The organism is Bacillus sp. CH_70 (genome assembly GCF_038007045.1).
Classification (GTDB): Bacteria; Bacillota; Bacilli; order Bacillales; family Bacillaceae_G; genus Bacillus_A; species Bacillus_A cereus.
Map to the genome: position 1 here is coordinate 2923784 of NZ_JBBOWL010000001.1, position 23208 is coordinate 2946991.

Here is a 23208-nt window from a genome sequence, read left to right on the forward strand (position 1 = left end):
TACTCCCTCTTTCTATGCCAAAAAGCCGAGTTCTTTCGAAATGCAATGTGCTGTTTCTTTCACCTTAGCGATAAAATATGAAATGTTACTTTCGCTGTACTCAATTGCTAATCCCGAAATACTCATACCTGCTACAACCGTTCCATCACTTGCGTATATGGGCGCTGCTATTGCGGCTGTATGATTTTCTAACTCAGAATAACTAATTGTGTAGCCTTCCTTTTTTGCCATTTGCAACACTTCTAGCAATTGTTCCTTATCCACAATTGTTCCATCTGCAAACTGTTTTAAATCCACTTCCTCTATGTATCTCCGTTTCTCTTCCTCAGAAAAATACGATAGTAAAATTCTCGGACATGCACCAGCATAAAGCGGTGCTCTTCTTCCAACCGCCGTATACACGCGTACTGGCTGAACACCTTCCATCTTTTCAACATAAATTGCGTCATTACCATCTTGAATTATTAAATTAACTGCCTGTCCTAAACTATCTCTAAGTTCTTTCATATAAGGAATTGCTATATTCCTTACTGATAATCGTTGTGAAACAAGTTGACCGAACCGTAAAAATACGACCCCTAAACGATATTTCCCCTTTTCGTTTTTTTGTAAAAACTCCATCTCTTCTAACGAGCCAATTAAACGATAAACAGATGTTTTCGGCATATTTGTAAGCTGAACCATCTCAGTTAAACTTAGCTCTTCATGCTCATAAAACAACTCTAAAATATCCATTGTCTTAACTGCCGTTTTATTTATACTCATTCTATCTCCCTTTCGTTCCGAAAAACGGAACTTAAATTCCGTTTTTCGAAACAAACATATAATTTAAAATTATAAAATATTCTTTCAATTCTATCAATATTTTTTTCACGTACATAATCCGATATATTTTGTCCGCTATAAAAAAACAAAAATAATATGTAATTTATATAAAATGAAAGGCTCTTGGATGATTGAAAAAACTTTAACACGTGAAGAATGAACTATTAGTGAATGTAATTTATATTGGAGTGATTCGCTTCCTGACAGTGAATATAAAATTAACCCTAGAAATCACGACGGTTCAATTTCTAACGTTCACATTGCTACAAAACTATTAGAATAAAAGCTGCAATAAAAAAGTAAATATAAAGAGCATGTATTGATCAATACATGCTCTTTATATAGTTATTCAAATTATTCTTTTTTAACATGATTGAATGTTCCTTCGTACAACTACCGAGTCTATTAGTTGTATATTACTTATTTTTCAAAATCGTTCTTTTAGCTTTTTTAATAATTCTACTAGTTGATTTTATGTCAGCATCCTTTTCCCATTCTTTACACAGGTTCATTACCCAATCCGGTTTAGTTTTACTTGCATCATTTAACCAGTTTCCAACCGAATCTTGTACATATTTTGATGGATCTGATTTAAGTAAATTAAGAATAGGAAGTGCTTTTTCAGGTTCTTGTTTTAATATTTCAATATGTTTACTCCATACACCTCGAGGACGAATAGATTCTACAGAGAACCTGCGAATATTCTCATCTTCACTTTTTGCCCATTCTACTAACAATTCCACACTTTCTTCTATATTTTGTGAAAGTTCTTCTCTAATAGACATCCAAGCAATTTCTCGAACACCAAAATGATGATCCGCCGCAAAAGGTCGAATGTATGTTAATGTATCTTTTAATGTGTCATTTGATTTTTTATTCATAAACGCTGCCCAACATCGTACACTATCTGAAATATGATTAGATAATTTTAACAGTACGTCTTCCTTATTTCTATCATTCTCTTTGAGTATAATTTCATCCAATAAAGTCCCTGTTATTCGTATGACTTTCATTCCTGTTTCAACGTTCTGTTTTTCTAATTCAGCTACTATACATTCCAAACTATTCTTGAGTCCTATTGAAGGTAAGACATTTTTAAGTAGTTCAATATGATTTATAGCTAGCCATTCTGTTAGATTAACACTTTCTACTTTCCCTTGCTGTAGTAATTGTAAGACCTCTTTAGGAATTTCGTTTACTTTCCTGGCTCCTTTCCTGTTTAAGATAATTTCTGATTCTTTCTTTATCATTTAAATTCCCTCCTTGCAATACTATCTTCAAATAAACAGAGGCCATTTTGAAAAGTAATAATCAAAATGACCTCTGTCTTTCTTAATTGAACATTCGGTTTTACAAAAAAATGTAATTTAAATCCACCGGAAGAATATTTCTCCCATACTTTTTCTTTATAACGCTCTTACTTGTTCCAACGGCCAGAAAACAGCTTGTCCTTTTCCGACAATTTCATCTTCTGAAATAAAGCCAAACATGCGACCATCCTTAGAAACTTCACGATTATCCCCTAAAACAAATACTTGGCCTTCTGGCACTTTCGTTTTCCCAGTGATTTGTTCTAACGTAAAGTCTGGAGTTAATACACGGCCTACTGCTTTTTCTTTAAACTTTTTTAAATATGGTTCTTCCATCGCTTTTCCGTTTACATATAAAACATCATTTTTATACTCAACTGTATCTCCTGGCAAACCAATTACTCGTTTTACTAAATCGTATCCTTCTTTTCCGTGGAAGACGATAATATCAAAGCGATCTAATCCACTTATACTATAACCAATCTTATTCACTAGAACTCGTTCGTTATTTTTTAAAGTGGGCATCATTGATTCACCTTGCACTAAAGAAGGTGTAAATAAAACACCGCGAATAATAGCAATTAATACAAGGGTAAAACCTATCGTTTTAGCCCAAGAGAATAATTCTTTCTTCGTATTTCCCTTCATCATTTCTCCTCTTTCTTAAGCACTTATTTTATGATTTTAACTAATTCTTGTACTAAATTAGGGTCTATTTCAGAAAAACATGATTTTCCTTCTCTTACCGCTGTACCGACATGAGCTTGCGAAATTCCAGTTTCATCTAGCAATCGCTTTATATTTTCTTTCGTCACGCCAGCTCCAGCTACAAGCTGAATTTGACCATCGCTTACCTTTTGCATTTCTGTAAGCACCGGAATATTCTCTACTATATTTCCTTGTCCACCTGAAGTTAGAACGTGAGTCACTTTATGAAACTTCTTTAAAGTGTTCATTGCTTCTACTGGATTTTCTATATCATCTATCGCACGGTGGTACGTTACATTTATTCCATTTACAACAGATAGTAAGTCCGCTAATTTCTCTTCATCCACTTCATTTCGTTCGTTTAATACGCCTAATACTACACCAGCTGCTCCTAACTTCTGCGCAACTATAATATCTTCTTTCATCATTTCAATTTCTTCTTCCGTATATGTAAAAGACTTCGCATGCGGACGAATCATAACATGAATTGGTATACTTACCGCTTCTACCGCTTTTTTTATAAAAGCATAACTCGGTGTTAAACCACCTTCTGTATAAGATGAAATTAATTCAATCCGCTTCCCGCCGGCGCTTTCAATTCGTTTTACATCTTCTAAACATGTTGCAATAACCTCTAGCATGAGATGACCTCTTTTCGTGCTTTTTTCTTATTATAACATTAGTAAAAATAAGAAGCCTAGCTTTCTCCTTTAAAACTTAAAAAAGAAGAATGAAAAGAAAGATTTTTTATTGGCAACGATTATTGGTAACATCCTATTATTCATGTACACTCCTACCATAATGAAAAAAGCCCTTCATTTTGACGGACTTTTCTAATTTCAAGCTTTTCTTTCCTCAGTTTTCATATCAATGCCTAATTGATCTTCCAATAAATTTACACCTTTCTTTGTAAGATGGACAGCTCGGTTCTTATCCGTTTTCGTAATCCATCCCTGTTCAAAAAGCAGTTTTGCAATTGCAGACCCTAACCAACCAGAAATATGGTAACGCCGTTCACTCCAATCAAGGCAAGGTTTTGCAAATACCCTCCTTTTTGTATCTGCCTCATCAACATTTATTCCAAAATTCAGAAACCATTCCTTACCTTGTTCCTTTACAATGTATTCTCCATCCTCTAAAATTATTAATTTCCTATCTAGTAATTTTTCAGTTATCTCTACACCGAGTTTGCCTGCAAGATGATCATAACAAGTTCGAGCATAACGAATTTGTTTTAGTTGGCTTGATTGTTTTAAAGAGCGAACTTGAACTGTTGGTGCAATTGTCCCTAACTTTTCAAGCACTTCTGCAACTTCTTGATTAGCAAGTCGATAGTAACGATGTCTACCATGTTGTTCAACTGTAAGTAAATTCCCTTCTACTAATTTAGAAAGATGCGAACTAATTGTTGGATGTGACACTTTTGCCATATAAGCCAATTCACTAGCAGGTAGTGCCTGATTATTCATTAGACAATCTAAGATGATTGCTCTTGTAGGTTCAGCAATTAGTTTAGCTATATATGAGATATTCGGATATACATTCATATTTCGATGATACCCTAACTATTAAATTGATACAATTATTTTAAGTTTAATAGTAAAGGAGAATGTATTATGAATGCAATTGATCTTAGTATATTAAATTTAAAAGAAACGAGAAGGCGCTCAGAAAAATTATGGAATTCTCTTCCCGATAATTTTCTTAATTGGAAGCCTGATCCTGAGGCTATGTCCTTTGGTGAAATGATTCGTCACGTATGGAGCTCAACTTTTTACTATCATATAATTATAAAAAACAACGGTTCAATAAACGACATACGTACCCCGTATGATGACGAACCAATTACTTGTGTAAAAAAAGAAATTGAATTGGCACAATCACACTTTACTGACTTCATAGAATATGTTCAATCAATAAGCATAGCCGAGCTAGATTCAAGACTTATTGATAGAAGTGATATTGGCTATCAACGATATTTAGGTGATATGCTATTACGAATTGCCTATCATGATGCGGTCCATGCAGGTCAATTTTTACAATATTTACGAATGGTAGATTTGGAAAGACCATTGATTTGGGATTAAATTCAGTAATTATTTACAAAGGTTCCAAACTGGCATTGCGGTAAGAATTTTTCAACAAGAAACAATCACAAAACCATGATAACCACTTATATTAAAAACCTACATCTCAACTTGGTACGTTCCTGCACATAAAAAGCACGCGTTCGATTACTAATCAAACACGTGCTTTCAAAATAACTATATTGTACATAGACAATAAAATTCAAGCTAAAAAACCTACGACCGAAACGCCGCATCCGCCAACATAGATAGTGTTGCATCATCCATCGGCGGATTGTGTAGTCCTGCTCTAACGTTTAAATAATAACGGTGAAGCGGATTTTTTTCTGATAAACTTTTTGCTCCTACAATGCGCATTGATTTATCCACTATGGATATCGCCGCATTTGTTACGGCGTATTTCACTGCCGCTAATTCTGCTTGCAGTGACAGTTTATCTTCTGCCTCATCGTATTTTTTCGCAATTTGATATAAAAAGACGCGAGCTTGCATAAGCTCGAGTTCTAATTCTCCAACTAATTTTCTAACATTCGGTAATAAACTAATAGAATGGTTTAAACTATTTGGCTTGTATGATCCCGCAAATTGAACTGCATAATTTCTTGCTGATTGTGCAATTCCTAAATAACATGCTGGTATATGTAGCAACCAGCCAATACCCTTTTGTTTTACTTTTCCGCCCTTCACATCCGTAAAAAAGCGGCTTTCTATCTCTACATTTTGTAAGACAAGGTCGTGGCTAGCAGTCCCTCTCATTGCAACGCTATCCCACGTTTCTTCAATAGATACACCGAGTGTATTTCTTGGAATGACAAACTCACCAACTTCTTCTTGGCCTTCCATACTTGCTGAAATAATAAAATAATCAAGTACTGGCGCCATCGTTGTAAAAGTTTTCCTTCCATTTATAACCCAATTCTCGCCTTGTTGAACCGCTATTGTTTCTGGTTTGCCGCCACGCGTCGGACTCCCTGTTTTCGGTTCTGTTGCTGCCCTGTTAAAGAGCGCACCATTACGTACTTCTTCGCAAAACCATTTGAACATCTCATCATTCCAAGAGTGATTTTCCGCTAGCTCCTTCACAATGCCAAGATGCCAGCCAATCGATAATGCAGTAGCTCCGCAGCCTTCCGCGATTTTCTCTTGAAATAAAACGAAGTCATATAAAGAAATCGCACTACCACCAAATTCCTTCGGTAACGTTAATTTCGTATATCCAATATCTTTCAAATCATTTATATTTTCATACGGAAATGATCCTAATTCACTTAGCTGATGCTCCCTTTCCATGAACTTCGGAATCAATTTATTTATTTTCTCAATAATTAAAGACTGTTCTTCTGTTTCAACAAATGAGAGTGCCATACTATAATCTCCTTTATCCCGCATTAACGGGCAGTAAAACTCCCACCTAAAAATTTAGGTGAAGCAAAGGAAGTTAGGTGGGAGATCAACTGCCCGTAAACGCCCGATTGGTTCAACTAATAATCAGTGAGAAACCCACCCACTGATTAAAGTTTCACTTTATGCTCGATTCATAAACCGTTCATTTTGTCATTATGATTATATGAAGCTACCTCTCTATTGTTTCACTATTCCGATAAAAATACAATGTTTTTGACTAATAAGAAAAGTTCCTATTTAAGGATAGATCCTTTTCTTATATTAGTCCCCCTTCAATGCTTTTAACGGCAAAGAGGTTACATATCCAATATACGAGAATAATTCTTTAAAGAAGAATGGTATTTCTGTATCTAACGTTTTATATGCTGATGTCGGCGTTGGTGAAGCATACGCTTCAATATTAATATGTTTTGCGATTCTCATTGCGCGTTTCATATGAAGTGGATCACTTACAATCGTGTATGTTTGTATACCGTTCTCTATTCCAACTTGCTTCGCATTTTTTAAATTTTCTTCAGTGAAAAGGGATTTAGTTTCAATTAAAATATCTTCCTCTTTTACACCTTGTTTCATTGCATATACTCTTGCAGTACGTGCTTCCTCAAGTTCTGCCTCGAACTTTGTACCACCTGTAAAAATAATCTTTTTAATATTTCCGTTCCTATATAAAGAAATTGCATGATTAATTCTTTCTTTAAATACAGGAGATGGTTTTCCATTCCATGAAGCTGCGCCTAGTACGATACCAGCATCCGTTTTCACGTCATCATTTGCTTTAAAACGATAACTCCAAATATCGTAAGCTGCATAACTTACATATAAAATAGCAGAACAAATCATTAGTAAAAATACTTGAAAGATTCGTCTTTTCTTACTTTTCTTATTTTCTTTCATTTGTAATTGCCTCCGTACATCATCCATACTTCTATAAAAAACATTTATATCAAATCGTTTTGTTTGAGTTTATTTAAAAGAAGGAACTTTACTTGTTATTTATGTATAAAAGGGTTTTCATTTAAAATTGAGGATTATCAATTCATTTTCATTTGCGGTTTTCATTACATTTTTTAAATTCATAAGTTTATTACCATACAACTACATTGTAACGAATTTTTTCTCAGAAGGGAACGATGAAACAAAAGGAATTAAAATAAAGTAGCATTTTGTAAGAAAAAAGGTATATTTTTCATGTCTCACGAACAATATACCTTTCAAAACACGAATTATAACTTTTCTTTATACAACTCTAATTTTTCTAACAATTGTTCTTTTACGCCTGGCCATTCACTCGAGATAATACTGTACACCACCGCATCTCTCACATAACCATTCGGTAATTTTCTTTCATTTCTAAGCACACCCTCTTTTACTGCACCTAACCTTTCAATTGCTCGTTGTGCTTTTTCATTTCTTGCATCCGTCTTAATTTGTACCCTAAGCATATGCAGTTTTTCAAAAGCATACTGGAGAAGCATATACTTACACTCTGTATTTATACTTGTACGTTGCACACTCGGATGATACCACGTTTGCCCTAATTCAACTGTCTTATCTTCTACTGAAATATTATATAAACGTGTACTTCCTACAATCTTATTCGTCTGTTGATCTACGACTACGAAAGGTATTTGAGTACCTCTTCCGTAACCCTTTATCGCTTTTTGAACGTATTGTTGCATATCTTGCACACTATCCATTTTAGAGATTAAATACGCCCAAATATCTCGATTTCCTTCTACAATCGAAAACAAAGTTTCGACATCAGTATTATCCATTAACCGTAACTTTGCTCTTTCGTGAATAATTTCCATTTTTAAGCCCCCTTTGTTGTTACTATATCATAAGAATCAAAAACATATTATAAGAATAAAGAAATATAAAGAAAAGAATTCTTTTCAAATATATTCTTCTCGTATAAGGTAGGAAGACTCATCAGTAACCCTTAAAAAAGAATTTTTTGATAATTTCCAATAAATTCTATATAATGATAAACGGGAGGGGATAATAAATGCTAGATCAAATTACTTGGGGAACGCCAGGCAGCTTATTATGCTTAGGATTCTTTTTTGCGGGACTAGGAATCTTCTTAAGAAGCGTTACGTCATATACGAAAAATAAATAAGAATATCCCGCTTTTAAACAAAAGAAGCCCTCTTTTTTTGAAGTGACCCCTAAAAGTTAGACACGGTTATTTCATTAGGCAGCTTGATAAAAATGAGTCCGGTATTGCACCGGGCTCATTTTTAATTTTGCTTTTATCCGTTTTGTATTGTAATAATCTATATATTTTTCTAATTCTATTTTGAAGTGCTCTACACTTTCAAACTCTTTTATGTAGAGAAACTCAGACTTCATGATTCCAAAGAAATTCTCCATTACTGCGTTGTCATAACAGTTGCCTTTACGAGACATACTTTGTACGATACCTCTTTTTTGTAATGCGTGACGGTACTGTTTCATTTGATAATGCCACCCTTGATCTGAATGCATCATTAGTTGGTGATTTTCAGGTAAACCTTCTAATGCTGTCTCTAACATTTCTGAAACAAGTGAATACGTCGGTCTAGAGCCAATTGTATAGGTAATGATTTCACCATTATACAAGTCTAATACAGGTGATAAATAAAGTTTCTCACCGAATAATTTAAATTCTGTAATATCGGTTACCCATTTTTCATTTGGCGTATCTGCCGTAAATTTACGCTCTAAAATATGAGATGCAATTTTACCGACTGTTCCTTTATAAGATTTATATTTTTTCATACGTACAAGACATTTTAAACCTAACTCTTTCATAATTCGTTGCACTTTTTTATGATTCACTATTTGATTACGATTGGCTAACTCATCACGAATACGACGATATCCATAACGACCTTCGTGTTCATCATAAATCGCTTTAATTTCTACTTTTAAATCGGCATCTGGATCGATTCTATCCATTTGTTTTACATAAAAATAATAGGTGCTTCGAGGGATATCCGCTAACTTTACTAATTCTTTCACTTGAAACTCATGCCTTAATTCATAGACTACTTGTGCCTTGTCTTGTTTGGTGATTTTTCCTTGTTTTGAACTAAGGCATTCAACTTTTTTAAATACGCATTTTCCATACGTAAGCGTTCTAATTCAGCTTGTAACGCTTCAACTGAACCTTCTGCCGGAATCTTTTTAGTATCATGTTTTGTGTTTTTATTTTTCATGGATGGACGCCCCTTTTTCTTTGGTTCAAGGGCATCTAAGCCACCTACTTCAAATTGCTTCTTCCATTGATAAACCGTTGTAAAAGAAGGAATCATGAAGATAGCCGCTGTATCCATTAACGATATACCCGATTGAGCCATAAAATTTAGTACGTCTAGTTTAAACTCTGCGGTGTAATTTGTATAGACCTCGTGTAAACCTTCTTCTCCATGGAGTTCGTATAAGCGTAACCAGTATTGAAATTGTGCCTTTGTAATATGCATCTGTTTTGCATATTCTGCTTGAGAAATTATTTTCGGATTAAATCCTTGAACGAGCGTTAACTTTAAATCCTTCGTAAATTTTGTCATACAAAAAACTGCACCTCCAATTGTTAGACTGTGTCTAACAATTGGGGTGCAGTTCATTTACAGACGGCTTCTTTTGTTTAACTTTATCTTATTAAAACTTCAAAGCAACAAATAAGCAATCGGCGTAATGATAAGCAACGTTAAAATCGTTCTCTGCACATACAGAATAATAAGTTCAGATACTTTTAACGGAATATCTGTTGATAATATACAAGGAATGGACGCAGAGAAAAACAGTATAGATGATACCGAAACAACCGCAATGACAAACTTTGTCACAAGTGGTGCACTTACAACTAAAAGAGACGGTAAAAACATTTCTGCAATACCAACGGATGCCGCTTTAGCAGCTAAGTCTGCTTCCGGTAATTGTAATAGCCATGTAAACGGATAGAAAATATAACTAATCCAATCAAATATTGGCGTGAACTTCGCTAAGACGATACCAATTAATCCTACTGACATAATGGATGGTAAAATTCCCATTGTCATAATAAATCCGTCTTTTAAATTCACTGCAATATTTTTCATAATGCTCGGTGCAGACTTTGATACTTCTAACGCATCTTCCCAAGCACGTTCTAACATTTTCTCTTTATAAACAGGCTCTGGAAACCCTTCTTCTGTTACATATGTATCTGGTTTTCTACTAAGGGGTGGGATTCTTACGGTGATAGCAGTCACGATGAATGTTACAACAAGTGTAGTCCAAAAATAAACATTCCATAAATGCATAATATCTAATGTTTTTGCGATGATGATCATAAATGTAGCGGATACTGTAGAAAATCCTGTAGCGATAATCGCCGCTTCTTTTGTCGTATACTTTCCTTCTTTATACACGCGGTTCGTAATAAGAAGGGCAAGCGAATAACTTCCAACGAAGGACGCAACTGCATCAATCGCCGATCTCCCCGGCGTATTCCATAATGGCCTCATAATCGGACGACAAAATGTACCGATAAATTCAAGCAATCCATATCCGACTAATAACGCTAAAAACGCCGAGCCAATCGGAACGAGCAAACTTACTGATATGACTAGCTTCTCATACAAAAACGGCCCAACATCTGGCGCAAAGAACCAAGCTGGTCCTACTTTTAAACAATATAATATACCAAAAACAACGCCAACTACTTTTAAAATAGAAAAACAAATGTCTACTATAGATGCATTCCATTTCTTCGTATAAAATGGATAAATCGCACCAATTGCCATAACAAATAATGCATAATAAGGTACTATGCCAGGAACGGAAGCCCTAATCCACGATACGATATGATCAATCATAATAGACGATGCACCGTTTATCGTAACAGGAACGAAAAACATAAACACTCCAACAAGACTAGCAAGTATAAACCGAAGAATAATCCCCTTCTCTCGCCCTGTCTTAATTACATTACTCTTTAATTCAATTTCACTCAAAATTCGACACCTCCTATTATCTAAATATTCTGTATAATTATGTTATATTCCTTCTTTCCATTTCTACTATTTAATCATATGAAAAAGCCTATTTTAAAATAGGCTTTTCTATTACCTCTCATAATCATCCACAATCACTTGAATGATACGATACGATTCTTCTGCTACTTTTTCATTACTATCCCTATTCGCATCATATGTAATTATCGCCTTCCAAAGTGCCCATCCTCTCGCTCTATTCCACGTCTCTTCATCCATGCGTAATACTTCTTTAAATACATTTCTACTATTTTCATCAAAAAACGTCCACGCCATCGCTGCATCACAAGCAGGATCTCCTACACCTAAAATACCAAAATCAATTACAGCACAAAGCTTTCCATCTTTAACGAGTAAATTCCCTGGTGCTACATCTCCATGAACCCAAACTGGCTTACGATCCCATGTTGAACTAAGTGCTAAATTCCAAAGGTGCTTTAATAATGCCTCGTCAAAAACATCCTTATTATTTTCAATAGCAACTCTCGCCTCTTCATCATATACAGATATAAGTCCGCCCCTGTAAAAATTATGTGTTCCAGCTAAAGGTCCGTTACTCGCATTAATAGATTGCAATTCTACTAAAAAAGATCCTAAGTCCGCCGCAAATTCATTTAAATCCCGAACGTTTTGTTTCGTAACTGTTTCTCCCTCTATCCACTTATTAATAGACCAAGGCAATGGATACGCTTCAGACGGATTTCCTTTCGCAAGTGGGGTAGAAATCGGTAAAGAAAGCCCCTTATTTAATATAGGAAGCCAACTATTTTCTTTCTCTACTTGCGGTGCATATGCCACATCACTTGGCAATCTTACACTCATCTCATCCCCTAAGTGAAACGTCCTATTATCATGCCCACTAAACTTTACAGGTTTCACTTCTAAATGGGCCCATTTAGGAAAATGTTCCTGTATTAACTTTTCAACTAAACTTACGTTAATTGGATGCATTCACACTCTCCTTTTCTTTTGAAACTTACTAAGCCCATCCGTACTTCCAACATATTCAAAACTATTTTTCTTATAAAAATCATTCAACGTACAATTATGCCCCACGCAATCTAACTTCAAATACTCTTTATCACATTGCACATTCTCTTCTACCCAACGTAAAATCCATTCTCCTATTCCATATCCCTTATACTTCCGTTTCACCGCAAATCTATGAATATATAATGAATTAGAAACTTCCTCTTTACCAAAAATATGTTCATCCCATTCATTTTGTTTAGGAGAAACTGTAACCGTACCAACTATTTCAGCTTCTTTCAGAACAACATATGTATATTTCTCTCTTATACATTCTAGTATTTCAGCCGTAGCTTCCTCTCCTAAAAGATACTGCCACTGATCCACTTTTTTATATTGTAGCCATTGTGCTACCTCTTTTAATAAAAGGATAATACTATCACTTTCATTTTCAGTAGCAATTCGAATTGCATATTCTTTACTTATATTTCTCTCCATATTGCCTTTCCCCTTTCAAATTGCTACCATACTGACAAACGAGTCCTTCCATCATTTTCATCTGTAATATATTCTACATAAAATCCTTGATTCACTGCGTTTTCATACATCATTTCAATCTCTTCTTGGTTTTTCGCATAAATTTGTATATACTCACCATCCGCTACTAATACGACTACTTCACACTTACTCTCCTTAAATTCTTCAAATGTTGCAATTTCTCCTATTACCTCTCCTTTTGGACATGGTTTTAGATCTAAAAATAAAAGATAATATATGTTATCTTTTATTAGCTTTTTTAATTCTGATCCTTCCATGATCTCTTTATCTTCTGAAAATAATTCTGGACCTAATTCATCCCCTATTATTATATAAGCTTCCTCCCTTCCCATGACTTGCCAATCAAATACAGTAATATCAATTGGCTTTAATACTTTCCAAAGTAAATTATCATATCCATCTAGAATATCTACCGTAATCCCTCTTTTCATATGCTTGCTCCTAACTTATTCATTTTCGTTTCATACATTATATATGAAATGTAATTACTATATTTTGTCGATACATATGTACATCAAAAAAACCGCTCCACTACTAGCGAAACGGTTTCCTTCTGCTTACATTTAAATATTTCATTCAATTGTTGCACTACGTTTTAAAATATTTTTTAATATATGCACCACAGCAGTCGTTCATTCTTAATGCTCACTTCGACTTCACGAAGTAATATAAAAACCATACTGCATGATTTTGTTCATCCGCAGCTATTCTCCGTAACAACTCTTTCAAATGTGCATCCGATGTCTCATCTGAAATTTCCAAATAAAAATCTACTGTTTTTTGTTCATCTTGTATAGCGAACTCTAATCCTTGTAAATACGTATTTGGGCAGTCTTCAGTAATTTGTGGTTTTGGCTGCCTACCAGTTAAGTTCGTATAAATTTGTACAAAGTTTTGGAAATGCTTTATTTCATCATTACGAATTTCAAGAATTTGTTTTTGTTCTACTTGATTTGGAGCCATATTCGCTAATTTTGCATAGCAGCTTATAGCGCTATACTCTCCGTTTATAGCTTTTTCAATATCACTAATCAACTTATCATTTTGTCTATACCAATCATAATAATTCGAATTATACATCGTATCCCTCCATACTTTCGCTTAACATTTTATGCATTTAGAAATGGTAGGAGCCTGTGTATATAACGGGACAACTTTAGATTGAAAGTAAAGTTTGAGAAAAGGGTCTATTTTGTAAAGGAATTGCTTATTCATAAAGTGAAACTATAATCAGTGGGGATTTTACTACACGGCAAATAGCGGATAAAATATCACTATTTTTTTGTACGCTGTTGCTATAAATTCGCGAATGAATCAGGTTTCCAACCAGATGTGGTGTTGAGATGCGAAGCTATTATGAATCCAATCATATAACTAGGAGGTACCACTATGCCATCTTTATTTAAACCTATGGCCTTCCAGCTGAAAACCGAAAGACTTGAGCTTAGTATGTGGGAGGAATCCGATTCCGTTTGGCTGAGCAAATTAATTGGCGAACGTGGTGTGGACATTCCAGCCGTTGATTCCGTTCGTAACCGGCTCATTGAGATGCGCAAGAAGACAGAGGAAAATGGCATTTCCCTTCTCACTATTCGAAGGCGCAATGAAGGTGATTTCATCGGATACTGTGGCTTAATTATTGGACGTTCCACACTTGAAGAGCCAGAGATTGCATACGAGTTGTTCCGCAGCGCTCATGGTAAAGGTTATGCGACTGAGGCGGCATCTGTTGTGCTGGACGCGGCGATTGCTACTGGACGCCAAAGACTTTGGTCGACTGTAGGCGCTTGGAATATCGCTTCCCTCCGGGTACTAGAAAAGATAGGATTTAAGCGGCATCACAGTACGTGGGATGACGAACGTGGTGAAATTGTTTGGAACGTACGCGATCTTTAGAGATTCCGACTTAATTCTAAGGCGACAACAGCAGATACTCATTCTTCAGCTTTTAGATTTCATCACAAAAAAGCCGTTTCACTAATTAGTGAAACGGCTTTTTTTTAAGCTTTCAATTCTGTTTTATGCCCTTTTACTACACTACGTTTGAATGCAGTTGCTAATATAGTAACCATACTTACTATACCAATCCAAACGAGTACAGTAACAGGTGTATTCCAGCTTAACCCTTTTCCGAAGAAGAAGATTTCTCTTAGGCCTTCAATCATAAATTTCATTGGTAACCATGAGTAAACCCAGTCTTGATAAAACGGAGACAACATCTCAGGTGCTAACGATAATAACGGCGCCCCGAAGAATAGTAATAAAGCGAATAAACCGATTCCTTTTAGCCCAACTAATGAAAGTACCGCAGATATCATTAAGAAGAAACTAAAAGAAGTAATGGATAAGAATAGAGCTGTATCCGTGAAGTTCGAAATATTTAATCCTACTATCCCATCTGCAATCCATGTAAGACCAAATCCAATTACAAGTGTCGCAATAGCTCCTGTTACGATTTGTTTTACTTTTAACAGAAAGTTTTCTTTTCTTGAGCTTACTGGCATTTTACTAATCGCAATAAAAATAATCGCTGCACTAGCTAAACTTGCAATCCATAACGGCTGGAACAATGATATTGGTGAGTTACCGTTCGCACTATTTTTGCCAACCTCATTCACATTTTTCACGTTCTTTACAATAGGTGTTACTAATTTCGCAACTTGATCTGTTGTTACAGTAGCTCCTTTTGCTTTCAACCCTTCTAATATTTGCGTACGGACATTATTGTTCATATTATCAACTACACCATTTAATATTTGCCCTGCCATAGTTGATGCAACCGTATTCATTCCTTGATTAATATATATTTCTATCTCTGGTGAAGATGGCTGTAGTGTTCGTAATGACGCTTGCTTTGCGCTAAATTCTTTCGGAATGACTAACGCTGCATAATACTCTTTATTATTTAACCCTTTTTGAACTGCTTCCTTATTTTTCACTTCTACCCACTTTACCGCAGGTTCTTCATCTGATTTCGATGATTTTTTCACCATATCAACAATTATTTGCCCCATATTCATTTTCGATTGATTCGGAATTTCTATACCTTGATCCTCATTTACAATTGCAATTGGCAAGTTTTTCGGCTGCGGTTGAACAGTTGGAAATAACGTTAATGAAAAAACAAAAACAACAAGTAGTGCAATAACTGGTGATAACAATAAAAGTTTATTTTTAAACATCTTCTTTTCTCCTCCTTTAATTTGATTTATAATAATCAACAACGTGTTGTTTATTTATATTTTGAATTATATGTTCGAGTTGAACCTTATACAATAATCAAAAATCGTGAATGTGTCGGTTATAAGACACATTTTCTAAATGTGTTGAGTAAAATTAAGGAGGGACATGCGTTGCGCGATAGTAATTTAGATTTGCGTGTTATTCGTACGAAAACTGCCATACGAAATGCATTGGTGGAGCTAATTGAAGAAAAGGGTTTTGACGCAATTACAGTGAAAGATATTACAACGAAAGCAAATATTAATCGCGGTACTTTTTATGCGCACTATCAAGATAAATTTGATTTAATGACAAAATGCCAAGAAGACATTATGTATGAGTTTTCTAACATTGCTAAACAGAAACTCCCGGAAGTTATTGCTGACCTTGGATCAAATCCTTCTCCAACAATGCCATTTATACTTATCACTTCTATTCTTGAATTTCTAAATGAAAATAGTGATTTTATGAAAGCTGTACTAAGTCCGAAAGGAGATTTATCTTTCCAAACAAAACTGAAAGACTTTATGTGGAAAACATTATTTGAAGATACGAATGGTCCTCTCATTAATAAGGAGAATTTACTTGTTCCAAGCGAATACTTAACTTCTTATATGGCATCTGCACATATAGGTGTCATCCAGCAATGGTTAAATAATGGACAAAAAGAAACACCTGAGGAGATTGCTCGCTTTTTATCAACTATTGCAGTTCATGGACCTTTTTATGCAGCTGGTTTAAAGAAATAAACCAGCTATATAGTAAAAGAACATCCACTATAATAGTGAATGTTCTTTTACTTAATTACAGCACTTCAATATACCCTTCTGTTCCATGTACCCGAATTCGTTGCCCATCTTTTATTAGTTTCGTAGCGTTCTCTACTCCAACAACTGCTGGCAGGCCATACTCACGTGCAATCACTGCTCCGTGCGTCATAAGCCCGCCGACTTCAGTGACTAACCCTTTTATAGAAACAAACAAAGGTGTCCACCCAGGATCGGTAAATGCCGTAACTAATATATCTCCATCTTCCAAATTCGCGTCTTCCATATTTAAAATAACGCGTGCTCTCCCCTCAACCACTCCAGAAGAAACAGGCAAACCTACAATTGCTTCAGCCGGGAGATTTTCACGTTTGTACTTACCTGTAATGATTTCTCCATCAGACGTGATAACACGCGGAGGTGTTAGTTTTTCATATAATTTGTACGCATTTTTTTGTTTATGAATAATCTTGTAATCTAGTTTATTTGTGCGGACGACTTCGTGAAGTTCTTCAAAAGTTAGATAGTATATATCTTCTATTTCATCCAGAACATTATTTTTCACAAGTTTCTCTGCTTCTTTCAGTAATGCCTGCTTATATATGAAATAACGATGAATCATGCCGTATTTCGGATATTCACGATAACCGATGAAATTGCGGAGGTTACAAATCATTCTCTTCGTCTCTTCTACTTTTTGTTCCCCATCCGGCAAGTGCTGCAATCGCTCTAACAGCTCTGCTTCTTTTTTCAAAGCTTCCTGCAGCCCTTCTTCAAACTTCCGTTTACTAGCACCATATTCAAAGTCCCTTATATGATTTAAAATCATCGGTATAATTGTAGCTGGCTGTTCACTCCAGCGAGTTTTCGTAATGTCAATTTCTCCGCTGCATCTCATTCCATATTTATTTAGAAAGGCATCGATTGCATCCCGAACTTTTTCCCCGCCTTTAAACTGAATTAATTCATCTAAAAATCTGTCATCTTCTACATGCTGTAAATACGCAATGACTTCCGGATACGGCCGGATCACATCTGCCACATCCAATAACGCTAGCCCCATTTCTGACGTAATATTATGTTGTACAGATTGTGAAAGTACATCTGCTGCATTCTTTTCCCCTAGCCATTGTTCTATTTTTTCATTGATCCATGATAAAGCATTCATACCTGCCATAATTACAGCCATACTTTGCGGATGAAATAATATTTTCTTTAATTGCTGGATATCTTCTAAAATAAAACTAAGTACATCTGATCCTGATTTCATTTGAATGTTTTGTTTTAATTCTTCGATCGATGCTTCACTATTCTTTATTAAATCCGTAACGATTGCTGGATCATTTTCGATTTGTGGTTGTGAGCCTGCAGGCGGCATTCTCTTACTATTTTCTTTTTCATCATCCGGTAACAATTTGATAAAATTATCTCGCTCTATTACAGCCATTAATGCATCTTTAATAAGCGGCTCCGACTCACCTATTGTATTTAATAAAAACTCCCTACTTGCAGGTGAAGCCAATCTTTGTGCAACATCAACAAACAGCCTTCCCCCAGCTTGAAACCTTGGTCCGAAAGATGTTAACTGAAATAAAGACATTCCTAATGGCTTCAAAGGATCAGTCATCATTTGCTGGTGACCAACCGATACATACACGTGATTTTCCCCATCATTTACTTCTGGAATTGGATATAAAGTCGTAATCGGTCTGCTTTGGACTATATAAATTGTATCATCAACTAAGCACCATTCAATATCTTGCGGACAACCAAAATAAGCTTCGATTTGTCTTCCGATGCGTGCTAGTTGTAAAATTTGTTGTTCAGTAAGTGTTTGAACTTTTTGCTGATTAGGAGAAATTTTCTTTGTCTCTGTTCCGCCTTCTTTTCGTCCATAGATAGCTAATTTTTTCGTTGCGATAACCTTTTCGACGATTTCGTCTTCTTTTACCTTATAATTATCGGCAGAAACCAATCCAGATACTAGCGCCTCGCCAAGTCCAAAGCTGGCATCGATTGATAACACCTTCCTATTCGAAGTAATCGGATCCGCAGTAAATAAAATCCCTGAAGCCTCAGGGAAAACCATTTTTTGAACGACAACACATATAGAAACTTGATTATGATCAAAACCGTTTTGCATTCGGTATATAACCGCTCGATCTGTAAATAAAGAAGCCCAGCATTTTTTAATATGCTGCAAAATATTTTCTTTTCCAATAATATTTAAATACGTATCTTGTTGACCAGCAAACGAGGCATACGGTAAATCTTCAGCAGTAGCACTCGAACGTACTGCATACGCATGTTCATCGCCAAAGTGCGAGAGATAATACACTACTGATTCCACTACATCAACTGGAATTTCCACCGCCATAATGACTTCTCTAATCTTCTTACTAATTTCACCAATTTGATCTCGTTCCTCAATTTTTAGCATTGCTAATTGATTCAATAAAGTTTTAAACGCTCCATTTTTTCCGATGGCCTGTTCATACCCTACCGTTGTAACACAAAATCCTTCTGGCACTTGTATCCCTTGAATATTGGATAACTCCCCTAAATTCAATCCTTTTCCACCAACGAGAAAAAGCTGCGTTTTTTCTATTTCCTGAAAATCGAGAACGAAAGAACTCATTTGGCACCTCTCCTTACTATTCATGTGTTCTTGATTGTAACAGTAGTAAATGAGAAGAAACAGTCTATTTCGAACGTAAATTACATGATATAATTAAGTTAGGAAGATGTCATCACTTCTATTTCCCCCTCTAATTCACTTCAATTACATCACCAAACTTAAACAGTCTTTGATTATGAAAAGCATCTGTACAAGTAATCGTCTCATTTAATGGATTAATATCCACGACTGTTATGTAATTTTTATATAGATAACCATCTTTATAATATGTAAGTAAAACCTCTTCCTCACCTAAAAATGAAGTTAATAGCTTATTTTCAATCATTTCTTTTGCATCTTGCGTTACAATTGGACGCGAGGCTTTCGTTTGCTCCTTTATCATTTCTTTAATAACTGCGAACTGCTCCGGCATACTGGCAAACGGTTGCCACTTTACCATACCTCTTCCTTTTGGCATATTAGCATTCTTCACGATTTGTGCCCTCCTAATAATGTGTTTCTATATCTTGCTGTTGCGACGCTTGTGTAAGAAATCCCACGTAAAATACTGTTCTTACCAAATCGTGTTCGAATTTCGTCCATAACTTTCGTTAATCGTATTTCTTTTTCTCTTTGTATAATGTTATCGAAAAGCGAAATTTGCTCTTCCCCTTCATTAATAAGGTTTGTTAATGAAACACTTACTGATCGAATCGGCTCTCCTGTATGGCGTTCATATAAAAAATATGTACAAACATTATAAATATCCATCGTTAAGTTTGTTGCTCGATTTAACGTATGTGCCTTTTTTATTCCCCCACCGTATTCCTTGCTATATCCAACTGAAAAATGAATTGTTTGCACGCATTTCTTTTCTCGTCTCAATCTATAACAAACTTCTTCTATATGCTCTAATAAAATAACTATGAACTCTTCTACCGAATAATCACGCAATAATATTTGGCTTTTCGCTATAGATGTTGTCGCTGGAACATATTTTTCTGCTATTCTACTAAAATCAATTCCGTTACTATGTAGATGTAATTCTTCTCCTATTACACCGAATGATTGCTTTAAATATTTCAAAGGATACTGAGCTAATTCTCCAATGGTATGTATACCTTTTCGATTCAATTTCATTTCTGTTTTATACGATATACCCCAAAATTTACTGAGCGGTCTAATACTCCATAACTTCTCGGGTATATCGTCATACGTCCACTGCGCTATTCCATCCCTATTCTTTTTCGCTTCCACATCCATCGCTACTTTACTTAATAATAAATTAGGCCCAATACCAATCGTACTTTCAATCCTTGTACGTTCATATATTTCTCGCTTAAACTTTAATGCGAATTCGCGCGGATTACTGGCAAACAAATGAATACTTGCAGTCATATCCATAAAAAATTCATCGATACTATATTGATGAAAATCTTCCGGTGCGACATATTGCAAAGCCAAACCCGTTATGAAAGTTGAACACTTCATATACGTATGCATAATTGGATTCACAATAATAATATCTGGTCGCTTCGGTATTTCGTACAAACGAGCCATCTTCTTTATTCCTAACGCTTTTAATGGCGGTGTTGCTGCTAATACAATTGATCCGCTCTGATTCACATCCCCTACGACAGCCAATTTTGTATATCTTGGATCAAGTCCTTTTTTAATACATGATACGCTTGCATAAAAGCTACGAAGGTCTACACAAAGAATAATACGGTTCGGTAAAAGAGAATAATCATACAAGGTTATCACTCCTAACAAAAAGAACATTTGTTCTTATTATATCCGAACTAATGTTCTTTTTAAAGGTATTTCTATGAAAATTTTGGTTAAAATGACCGGGCTTTAAAAACCTAAAAATACTTAAGAGCCCTACAATATTCAAATACTGTTTTCACCATTAGGAGATGACACTGTATTTAGTTCTAAAAAATCTCACTCAATGCATACTACATATAATTAAGAATGATATTTACGCGCTATCAATCACGGTGGGAAAACTCTGTATACAAAACAGCTAGAATTTCAAGTAACTGATAAACATAAAAACTACTAAAATTCACTTCAACTTTCATGTCTCTAATTCATATATTCTTCTAAATTTATTTTCAGCAAAATCCCCTACATAGCGCCTGTGCCAAGATTTATCTGCATAACTAGTTACATTCTCCTTTTTGCTATTATTAATAGCTTAGTAATAAAAGCTGTTAAACAGCAAAGGTGCGAAGTCTTAAATTAGACTTCGCACCTTATACAAATTTATAATCAGTGACGATACAAACACGACTACAATAATATATACATAATAATCACTCATTATATCTGTTACTTCTTTAATCGGCTGGAGAGAATACAATATATAAACCAATCCTTTTACTTAGCCATCTCTCATTATCGGATTGATTGTTTCTAGATACTTAATTCCCTCTATACTAATTTTAATCGGTAATCTATTCCGATTAAAATTACAAATGATAAATGTATCCAGTTTTCCTTTTTGCCTACTTGCTAAATTCAGCAATTAAAACGTTTTTAAAAGACTCTGGATTATTAATCTTAAAACTGTTCGAATTGATAGCAAGTGTATGTTTGCCTCCAAGTGTTCCACCAGCAAAAGTAGAAAACCCTAGAACGCCACCTCTGTGTCCCCATACCGAGACACCATTCGGAAGCTTAATTTCAAGGATTCCAAGACCATATCCGGTTCCCTCTCTATTTGTAGGAACTGTAGTAAGCATTTGTTTTAACTGCTGTTCCTTCAGTAATTTACCACCTAGTAAGTAAGAGAAGAATTTGTTTAAATCGTCAGCAGTAGAAATCATATCTCCATCCGAGCTACCTGGGTTAATATAAGTAACGTCTTTTAGCTCACTCGCTCCGTCTAGTTGCAAATAGCCACGGGCATGCTTGGTGCCTGGAATCACGCTTGAATTACCAGGTAGAAATGTATTTGACAAATCAAGCGGTTCAATAATTCGGTTTTCAACCTCTTCCGCATAACTGTTGCCAGTTACTTTTTCAATAAGAATCCCCAGTAATACGTAACCTGTGTTTGAATAAGACCAACCCTTTCCTGGTGCAAAATCTGGGGGAAGAGAAATCCCCATTTTGACGAATTCTTCAGCCGTATACGATTTTTTTGTATCCATAATATCGAAGTCTTTTGAATTTATATAATCAGCAATACCACTTGTATGATTCAATATTTGACGGATAGTAATCTGGTTACCATCATATCCGTTTCCTTGAATAACGCCAGGTAACCATTTTTCAATGGAGTCGTCTAGATTCAAACGGTTCTCTCCAGATAATTGAAGTAGAACTGTTGCAATGAACGTTTTCGTCACACTGCCAATGCGAAAGCGAAAATCTGCTTTCATTGGTTTCTTAGTTCTCAGATCCGCTATCCCAGCCGTATAACTCCAAGTTTTACCACCCTTAGAAATTTGAGCGAGTATTCCCGGGTATCCAAGTTGCAGTTCATCTCGTATTGCTTTATTAACGGAAGTACGATCGCTTTGCGTACTTGTTTGTAACGAACTAGATACATTTTGCGTAGGTTCTGCTTTTACAACTGATGTTGGTGTTATGTATAACAGGGAACTTCCACCTATTAAAAGTGCTAGACTTGCACATGTAATTTTACTGCGTGTTTTCATAAAGAATTCCTCTCTTCTATTAAAATTGTATAGATAGTTGATAGAAGTG

22 protein-coding genes are annotated in these 23208 nt (G+C 35.3%); 3 read left to right on the plus strand and 19 right to left on the minus strand.

Features of this window, described 5'->3' with window-relative positions; genetic code table 11:
- Positions 1-12: 12 nt before the first annotated feature.
- The 5 genes from N2V79_RS14890 to N2V79_RS14910 form a co-directional block, all read right to left on the minus strand.
- Entirely contained in the window at positions 13-765 is a 753-nt protein-coding gene (locus N2V79_RS14890; RefSeq protein ID WP_340719997.1) for an IclR family transcriptional regulator, read from the minus strand.
- Positions 766-1241: 476 nt separating this feature from the next.
- Positions 1242-2075, minus strand: coding sequence for a DNA alkylation repair protein (locus N2V79_RS14895; RefSeq protein WP_069355860.1), 834 nt, complete (start codon positions 2073-2075; stop codon positions 1242-1244).
- Positions 2076-2231: 156 nt separating this feature from the next.
- Complete coding sequence (gene lepB, locus N2V79_RS14900; protein WP_340719998.1) at positions 2232-2783, minus strand: signal peptidase I; 552 nt, start codon at positions 2781-2783, stop codon at positions 2232-2234.
- A gap of 23 nt (positions 2784-2806) precedes the next feature.
- Positions 2807-3484: a copper homeostasis protein CutC gene (locus N2V79_RS14905; protein WP_340719999.1), complete on the minus strand. Its 678-nt coding sequence runs from the start codon at positions 3482-3484 to the stop codon at positions 2807-2809.
- A gap of 198 nt (positions 3485-3682) precedes the next feature.
- Entirely contained in the window at positions 3683-4390 is a 708-nt protein-coding gene (locus tag N2V79_RS14910; RefSeq protein WP_340720000.1) for an ArsR/SmtB family transcription factor, read from the minus strand.
- A 69-nt stretch (positions 4391-4459) separates the two neighbouring features.
- On the opposite strand from N2V79_RS14910, the gene N2V79_RS14915 reads away from it, so the two are divergent.
- A complete protein-coding gene (locus N2V79_RS14915; RefSeq protein ID WP_340720001.1) occupies positions 4460-4930 on the plus strand; it encodes a DinB family protein in 471 nt (156 codons plus the stop codon).
- Positions 4931-5146: 216 nt separating this feature from the next.
- Here the strand turns inward: N2V79_RS14915 and N2V79_RS14920 are convergent, their stop codons facing one another.
- The 9 genes from N2V79_RS14920 to N2V79_RS14960 all read right to left on the minus strand — a co-directional run bounded on the left by N2V79_RS14920 (position 5147) and on the right by N2V79_RS14960 (position 13962).
- The gene (locus N2V79_RS14920; RefSeq protein WP_071731990.1) at positions 5147-6295 is read right to left on the minus strand and encodes an acyl-CoA dehydrogenase family protein; all 1149 of its coding nucleotides are present in this window, start codon (positions 6293-6295) and stop codon (positions 5147-5149) included.
- Between the two features lie 300 nt (positions 6296-6595).
- Positions 6596-7228: a YdcF family protein gene (locus N2V79_RS14925; protein ID WP_000662218.1), complete on the minus strand. Its 633-nt coding sequence runs from the start codon at positions 7226-7228 to the stop codon at positions 6596-6598.
- Positions 7229-7557: 329 nt separating this feature from the next.
- Positions 7558-8145 carry a GNAT family N-acetyltransferase gene (locus N2V79_RS14930; protein ID WP_000402589.1) on the minus strand — a complete coding sequence of 196 codons (588 nt, stop codon included), beginning with the start codon at positions 8143-8145 and terminating at the stop codon, positions 7558-7560.
- 385 nt (positions 8146-8530) lie between these two features.
- Positions 8531-9888, minus strand: a protein-coding gene (locus N2V79_RS14935) for an IS3-like element ISBce18 family transposase (RefSeq protein WP_284558962.1) whose coding sequence is annotated in 2 segments (ribosomal slippage) — positions 8531-9432 and positions 9432-9888 — 1359 coding nt in all. Because the reading frame shifts where the segments join, the coding sequence is not laid out codon by codon here.
- A 99-nt stretch (positions 9889-9987) separates the two neighbouring features.
- Positions 9988-11316 carry a YjiH family protein gene (locus tag N2V79_RS14940; protein ID WP_063547798.1) on the minus strand — a complete coding sequence of 443 codons (1329 nt, stop codon included), beginning with the start codon at positions 11314-11316 and terminating at the stop codon, positions 9988-9990.
- Positions 11317-11427: 111 nt separating this feature from the next.
- A complete protein-coding gene (locus N2V79_RS14945) occupies positions 11428-12306 on the minus strand; it encodes an aminoglycoside phosphotransferase family protein (RefSeq protein ID WP_340720002.1) in 879 nt (292 codons plus the stop codon).
- The gene (locus N2V79_RS14950) at positions 12307-12822 is read right to left on the minus strand and encodes a GNAT family N-acetyltransferase (protein ID WP_340720003.1); all 516 of its coding nucleotides are present in this window, start codon (positions 12820-12822) and stop codon (positions 12307-12309) included.
- Positions 12823-12845: 23 nt separating this feature from the next.
- Entirely contained in the window at positions 12846-13313 is a 468-nt protein-coding gene (locus N2V79_RS14955) for a DUF2691 family protein (protein WP_340720004.1), read from the minus strand.
- Positions 13314-13527: 214 nt separating this feature from the next.
- Positions 13528-13962: a ferritin-like domain-containing protein gene (locus N2V79_RS14960; protein ID WP_000282835.1), complete on the minus strand. Its 435-nt coding sequence runs from the start codon at positions 13960-13962 to the stop codon at positions 13528-13530.
- Positions 13963-14271: 309 nt separating this feature from the next.
- Between N2V79_RS14960 and N2V79_RS14965 the strand changes: the two genes are divergently transcribed.
- Positions 14272-14778, plus strand: coding sequence for a GNAT family N-acetyltransferase (locus tag N2V79_RS14965; protein ID WP_001139521.1), 507 nt, complete (start codon positions 14272-14274; stop codon positions 14776-14778).
- 104 nt (positions 14779-14882) lie between these two features.
- On the opposite strand, the gene N2V79_RS14970 is transcribed toward N2V79_RS14965, so the two are convergent.
- Positions 14883-16064: a YhgE/Pip domain-containing protein gene (locus N2V79_RS14970; RefSeq protein ID WP_340720005.1), complete on the minus strand. Its 1182-nt coding sequence runs from the start codon at positions 16062-16064 to the stop codon at positions 14883-14885.
- A 171-nt stretch (positions 16065-16235) separates the two neighbouring features.
- Here N2V79_RS14970 and N2V79_RS14975 point away from each other — a divergent pair, with 171 nt between their 5' ends.
- Positions 16236-16853 (plus strand): TetR/AcrR family transcriptional regulator, encoded by a 618-nt coding sequence (locus N2V79_RS14975; RefSeq protein ID WP_340720006.1) that lies wholly within the window; start codon positions 16236-16238, stop codon positions 16851-16853.
- A 55-nt stretch (positions 16854-16908) separates the two neighbouring features.
- Here the strand turns inward: N2V79_RS14975 and ppsA are convergent, their stop codons facing one another.
- The 4 genes from ppsA to N2V79_RS14995 all read right to left on the minus strand — a co-directional run bounded on the left by ppsA (position 16909) and on the right by N2V79_RS14995 (position 23159).
- The gene (gene ppsA, locus N2V79_RS14980; protein WP_340720007.1) at positions 16909-19509 is read right to left on the minus strand and encodes a phosphoenolpyruvate synthase; all 2601 of its coding nucleotides are present in this window, start codon (positions 19507-19509) and stop codon (positions 16909-16911) included.
- Positions 19510-19639: 130 nt separating this feature from the next.
- Positions 19640-19981 (minus strand): YolD-like family protein, encoded by a 342-nt coding sequence (locus tag N2V79_RS14985; RefSeq protein ID WP_016081061.1) that lies wholly within the window; start codon positions 19979-19981, stop codon positions 19640-19642.
- Complete coding sequence (locus tag N2V79_RS14990) at positions 19978-21243, minus strand: Y-family DNA polymerase (protein ID WP_340720008.1); 1266 nt, start codon at positions 21241-21243, stop codon at positions 19978-19980. The genes N2V79_RS14985 and N2V79_RS14990 overlap by 4 nt, the downstream gene beginning before the upstream one ends.
- Before the next feature lie 758 nt (positions 21244-22001).
- Positions 22002-23159: a serine hydrolase domain-containing protein gene (locus tag N2V79_RS14995; RefSeq protein WP_340720009.1), complete on the minus strand. Its 1158-nt coding sequence runs from the start codon at positions 23157-23159 to the stop codon at positions 22002-22004.
- Positions 23160-23208: the final 49 nt, after the last annotated feature.